The organism is Dyella sp. (assembly GCF_035486915.1).
Classification (GTDB): Bacteria; Pseudomonadota; Gammaproteobacteria; order Xanthomonadales; family Rhodanobacteraceae; genus Dyella_B.
In genome coordinates this window covers 1-5,472 of the sequence record NZ_DATHMR010000012.1, presented here as the reverse complement: position 1 = coordinate 5,472, position 5,472 = coordinate 1, and the positions used below count along the sequence as shown (strand labels likewise).

General features: G+C 60.8%; 7 protein-coding genes and 1 pseudogene. 2 read left to right on the top strand and 6 right to left on the bottom strand.

From position 1 onward, the window contains the following. From VK725_RS00980 to VK725_RS00955, 6 genes and pseudogenes are all read right to left on the bottom strand, one after another. Positions 1-618: pseudogene (locus tag VK725_RS00980) on the bottom strand (RNA polymerase factor sigma-54); the annotation flags it as partial. 287 nt (positions 619-905) lie between these two features. Then, positions 906-1,622 carry an LPS export ABC transporter ATP-binding protein gene (lptB, locus tag VK725_RS00975; protein WP_126673249.1) on the bottom strand — a complete coding sequence of 239 codons (717 nt, stop codon included), beginning with the start codon at positions 1,620-1,622 and terminating at the stop codon, positions 906-908. 7 nt (positions 1,623-1,629) lie between these two features. Beyond that, on the bottom strand, positions 1,630-2,187 hold the full coding sequence (gene lptA / locus VK725_RS00970; RefSeq protein ID WP_325316201.1) for a lipopolysaccharide transport periplasmic protein LptA: 558 nt from the start codon (positions 2,185-2,187) through the stop codon (positions 1,630-1,632). Between the two features lie 22 nt (positions 2,188-2,209). Continuing rightward, positions 2,210-2,872, bottom strand: coding sequence for an LPS export ABC transporter periplasmic protein LptC (gene lptC, locus VK725_RS00965; RefSeq protein ID WP_325316200.1), 663 nt, complete (start codon positions 2,870-2,872; stop codon positions 2,210-2,212). After that, a complete protein-coding gene (locus tag VK725_RS00960) occupies positions 2,869-3,417 on the bottom strand; it encodes an HAD-IIIA family hydrolase (protein WP_325316199.1) in 549 nt (182 codons plus the stop codon). Before VK725_RS00960 ends, lptC begins: the two co-directional genes overlap by 4 nt. A 13-nt stretch (positions 3,418-3,430) precedes the next feature. After that, positions 3,431-4,441, bottom strand: a complete 1,011-nt coding sequence (locus VK725_RS00955) for a KpsF/GutQ family sugar-phosphate isomerase (protein ID WP_325316198.1) — start codon at positions 4,439-4,441, stop codon at positions 3,431-3,433. A 178-nt stretch (positions 4,442-4,619) separates the two neighbouring features. Between VK725_RS00955 and VK725_RS00950 the strand changes: the two genes are divergently transcribed. Both VK725_RS00950 and VK725_RS00945 read left to right on the top strand, forming a co-directional pair. Then, positions 4,620-4,859, top strand: coding sequence for a BolA family protein (locus tag VK725_RS00950; RefSeq protein WP_325316197.1), 240 nt, complete (start codon positions 4,620-4,622; stop codon positions 4,857-4,859). Between the two features lie 46 nt (positions 4,860-4,905). After that, a partial coding sequence (locus tag VK725_RS00945; protein ID WP_414648432.1) for a UDP-N-acetylglucosamine 1-carboxyvinyltransferase occupies positions 4,906-5,472 on the top strand: 567 nt, incomplete at its 3' end.

Below are 5,472 nucleotides of genomic sequence, written 5' to 3'. Positions count from 1 at the left end.
GACGCCCGCAGGATCGAAGCGCTGCAGTTGGCGGCGCACCGCTTCCACTTCATCCAGTGTGGCTTTCAGATGCGGCGGCAGTGCGGCCAGAACGGCATCCAGGCCTTCGCCCAAATAGCCGTCCGTATTCAATGCATCGATAAGCACGGTAGCAATCGCCTTGGCGCGCCCATCCATTGGCGTGAGGTTCAATTGCCACATCAAATGTTCTTGTAGCGTTTCCGGCGCGGCGTTCTGCGGCTCCATGCCGTCGTCGTCGCGATTATTGCTCTGACTTCCGCTGCCACTGCCATTGCTTGAGGAGAAATCGATCGGCTCGTCGGAGCCGATATCGGCTTCGGTCCATTCCGGCGCCTCGTCGTTCTCGCTGGTCGCGGAGGTTTCTTTGGCGGACGACGCGGGAATGTCGAATTCGTTATCGATATCGCTTTCGCCGTCGAGTTCTTCCTGTTCGGCGTCAGCGTCTTCTTCAAATTCGAGCAGGGGATTGCTCTCTGCGAGTTGACGCAACTCCGCTGCCAGCTCCAGTTGCGACAATTGCAGTAGCCGGATGGCTTGCTGCAATTGGGGCGTAAGAGCCAGTTGTTGATTGAGTCGAAACTGCAGTCCGGGTTTCATGCCTGCCATGGGAACGAGTTTAGGGTCATCCTAACCCTATCAATAGAGCGGCGGCCATAGCCCCCATGCCCGGACGGGGTGGCTCATTGCACCAACGTGACACGGCGCAAGTTAGAGCCTGAAGTTAGAGCCCGCTCGTATCTCAGCGGTGACATTTTTCTAAGCCGTCATCCCAGCGAAAGCTGGGATCCAGTGCCTGTTGTAGGTCTATAAAGTCACTGGATCCCAGCTTTCGCTGGGATGACGGCTATGAAGTTGGTCTCTAAAATGAGATTTTGAACAGGCTCTCAGAGCCTGAATTCGCGGCCCAGGTAGACTTCGCGCACTTTCTCATCGGCCAGGATATGGGCCGGCGTGCCGCGCGAAAGCACCTCGCCTTCATTCATGATGTAGGCGCGGTCACAAATACCCAGCGTCTCGCGCACGTTGTGATCGGTGATCAGCACGCCGATGCCGCGTTCCTTGAGGTGTCGCACGATGCGCTGGATTTCGCCCACCGAGATCGGGTCCACGCCGGCGAACGGTTCGTCCAATAGCATGTAACGCGGTTCGGCGGCCAAAGCGCGGGCAATTTCCACGCGGCGGCGCTCGCCACCGGAAAGGCTGATGCCTTTCTGGCCTGCGATGTGCGAAATTTTCAATTCGTCCAGCAGGCTTTCCAGCTGCGCGTCGCGTTTGCGCTGATCCGGTTCGCGCAATTCCAGCACGGCCATGATGTTGTCGGACACGCTAAGCCTGCGGAATACCGACGCTTCCTGCGGCAGGTAGCCGATGCCCAGTTTCGCGCGCGCGTGCATGGGCAGGCCCGTGATGTCTTGCTTGTCGAGCTTGATCAGGCCGCCGTCGGCTTCGATCAAACCCACGATCATGTAGAAGCAAGTCGTTTTACCGGCACCATTTGGGCCAAGCAGGCCCACCACTTCACCCTGGCGAATAGAGAACTGGAAGTCACGCACCACCTGGCGCGCGCGGAAACTTTTTTGCAGACCTTCTGCGGAAAGCATGTAGCGGTTATCCCTTGGTCGGCGCGCTGCTGGCGGGTGCCGGTGAACTGGAGGCCGAAGCCGGTTTGGTGGTCGCCGGCGTCTTTGCAGCGGGCTTGGCCGGCGTTGCTGCCGGGGCGGGTGCCCCCGCGCCATGCTTCGCTGGCGGTAAGGGCTTCTGCTTGGGCAGGAAGGTCATACGTATCTGACCCTCGTTACCGCTCTCGCCGACCATGTAACCGGTCTGCGTGTTGTAAGTGAGCTTGGCGCCAAACGACTCGCCCTTGTTTTGCTGCCACACGTGCGCGTGTCCGGTGAGGATCGCCACGGCGTTGACGTTGTCGTAGTACAGCTGATCCGCATCGCCCGTCATGAGATTGCCGTTGTCATCGATCTGCTCGATGTGCGGCTGTTTCTGCGGCGTCGCGGTCACAATGATGTGATCGACGGAGGTGTCTTCCTTCGCCGTGTAAATCTTTGCGAGCTGGCCGGTCAGCTTCATGGTTCCCTGCGTAATCAGGACATTCCCCGTGAAGGTGCTGACGGAGTTGGGCTGGTTGTAGCCATCCATGCTGTTGGCATGCACGACGTTGATTGGCTGGTTGCGGTCATCCTGCCTCGCTAGTGCGGGGTGGAGCAGCAATAGCCCGGCAATCAACAGGCTTAGCCGTAGCGTTGTTCTGGCTCGAATACATCGTGCCGTGCACGTCATGGAGCAACTCCAGATGGTTATCGTTGAGGTTGGCACGCATGCCGACGCCGTTCATCACACTTGCCCCCTGCGTCATGGTGGCCGGATCCGCGGTTTCCATGCGGTTCTCTTTCGGCCAGCCGGTGACATTGGAGGTACATAATGTTGCCATGGGACCTTGCGCATAGGCAGGCCGCCACATGTAGACCGCGTTGTCCAGCCGCATCAGCGTGCCGCTCTTGTTCACCCAGCCGTACGGCGCATTACCCTGCCAGTTGGGTATGCCGGGCTTCTTTGCAATGATCGTGAACTCGGGCGCGTTGATGTACAGCGACTCGTCGCCTGCGCGGCGGTTCATGCGCGGCGAGGTCATGATGAAATTCAACTGCCCTGTCACGTCGTAGCTCCACACCTTGGAGGTGTAAAGCTCGTAATCGGAAACTGGGGGGCCGACGAAGTCGTTGACGGCGGGGGGGCCTGCCACCCAGCGCTCAAGAAACCAACTCGCAGGTGCCAGGACGGCCAGTATAACGATGACCACCGTTATTCGGTTATCGCGCAGGTATTGGCGTAGATTCACCGCCAGTGCTCCTGTTCTGCGGACGTCTTGCCTTGCGCGTGCAGGATCAGATCGCATGCTTCGCGCACGGCACCCATGCCGCCGCCAAGACGCGTTTGCCAATGCGCCTGTTCGACCACCCACGGATGCGCGTTGGCGACGGCAATGGCCAGCCCTGCCATGCGCATCGCGGGAATGTCGGGAAGATCGTCGCCGACGAACGCCACTTGTTCGGGCTGCAGATTCAGCGCTTCGATGATCTGTTGCAAACTCTCGCGCTTGTTGTTCTGCCCTTGATAAACGTGGGCGATATCGAGTTCTTCGGCGCGCAGCGCCACCGGGTGACTGATGCGTGCGCTGATGATCGCCACTTCGATGCCATGGGCTTGCAAACGCTTCATGCCCAGCCCGTCGTGCACATGAAACACTTTGGTTTCGTGACCGCTCTCGCTGTACAGCAGACGGCCATCGGTAAGCGTGCCGTCGACATCGAAAGCAGCAAGACGAATCTTGGCAGCGCGTGCAAGCAAGTCGGCGGGAAGGTCGGCGAGATAATCCTTGGGCATGCTTTTTTTCCGATCAGACCACGCGCGCGCGCAGCAGGTCATGGATGTTCAGGGCGCCCACCACGCGTTGATCGTGATCGACCACCAGCAGGGCGTGAATTTGATACTTCTCCATCAGCTGTGCCGCTTCGATGGCGAGCTTGTCAGCACCGATCACCTTCGGACCGCGCGTCATCAGGTCGCTGACCTTGGCGTTGCGCAGATCGACGCCGTCGTCGTCCAGCGCGCGACGCAAGTCACCGTCGGTGAACACGCCAAGCAGATGTTGGTCGCTGTCGATCACGGCCGTCATGCCCAAATGTTTGCGTGTCATTTCCATCAAGGCTTCGGTGAGGCTGGCTTCGGGCGAGATCGTGGGGATGCCGGTTCCCGTGTGCATCACGTCGCTGATGTGCAGCAACAGACGCCGTCCGAGACTGCCGGCGGGATGAGAACGCGCGAAGTCGTCAGAGGTAAACCCTCGGGCTTCAAGAAGTGCGATCGCCAGCGCATCGCCCATTACCAGGGCGGCGGTCGTGCTGGCCGTCGGGGCCAGGCCCAACGGGCAGGCCTCGGCGGAAATGCCGGCGTCCAGGTGGACATCGGCCTGGCCAGCGAGGGAGGAATCCGGATTGCCCGTGATGGCGATCAGCGGGATGCCCTGGCGCTTGATCACCGGCAGGATGAATAGGATCTCGTCCGTTTCGCCCGAATTGGACAGCGCCAGCACCACGTCCTGCGGCAGGATCATGCCCAGGTCGCCGTGGCTCGCTTCGCCGGGGTGGACGAAGAAGGAAGGGGTGCCCGTGGAGGCCATGGTGGCGGCGATCTTGCGGCCCACGTGGCCGGACTTGCCCATGCCGGTGACGATCAGGCGCCCCTTGCAGCCGAGGATCAGCTTGCAGGCGGTGACGAAGTCATCGTCGATGCGTGGCTCAAGCGCCCGAATGGCGGCCGCCTCCGTGGCGATCACGGTGCGTGCGCTGCGGACGATGGCGGCGGCATCCACCCGGGCGGACTTGGGCTTGGCGATAGGTGCGTTCATGCGTCCTCGTTGACGGCTAGGGGGTGCTCGCCGTGGTTTGGGGCACCCCGTGTCGTTTCTGCGACAGCAGATTTCCATTAACATGGCATATTCGCATTCTATCTTGATGCCTGACGCCAATGGCTGACCTCTTAACAATGGGCCGCTGGTGTTCAGGATCCCCCGCAGTGGAAGAACAATGGACGCAGCCAGCATCCAGGCAATGATTGAAAACGGCCTGCCCGGCGCACAGGTGAACGTGCAAGGGGACGACGGTGTGCACTTTGAGGCAGAAGTGGTGGCAGCGCAGTTCGCGGGCAAGATGCCCCTGGCACGCCATCGCCTGGTCTATGCCACGCTGGGTGACCTGATGGGGGGCGCCATTCACGCGCTCGCACTCAAGACTCTTACGCCGGAGGAAGTCGCCGCGCGCCGTTGACGGTCGCTGCAGCGCTCCCCGGACATTCGCTTTTGAAGGATTCCCGATGGCAAAAATTCTGATCAGCGGCGGCGAGCCGCTACGTGGGGAGGTTGGTATCTCCGGCGCCAAAAACGCCGTGTTACCGATCCTCGCGTCCTGTCTTCTGGCTGACGAGCCGGTCACGATCAGCAACGTGCCACATCTGCACGACGTCACCACCACCATGGAACTGCTCGGCCAGATGGGCGTGCAGTTGGTGCTGGACGATCGCATGAAGATCCAGGTCGACCCGCGCTCCGCCGATCGCTATTTCGCACCATACGAGCTGGTGAAGACCATGCGCGCCTCGATTCTGGTGCTCGGTCCGCTGGTCGCGCGTTTCGGGCAGGCCGAAGTCTCCTTGCCGGGCGGTTGCCAGATCGGTTCGCGCCCAGTCGATCAGCACATTCGCGGCCTGCAGGCGCTCGGCGCGGAGATCGAGGTCGAGAATGGTTATATCAAGGCACGTGCGAAACGCTTGAAGGGCGCGCGCATCACCATGGATATGGTCACGGTGACCGGCACCGAGAACGTGATGATGGCTGCCGTGCTCGCCTCGGGCACCAGCATCATCGACAACGCGGCGCAGGAG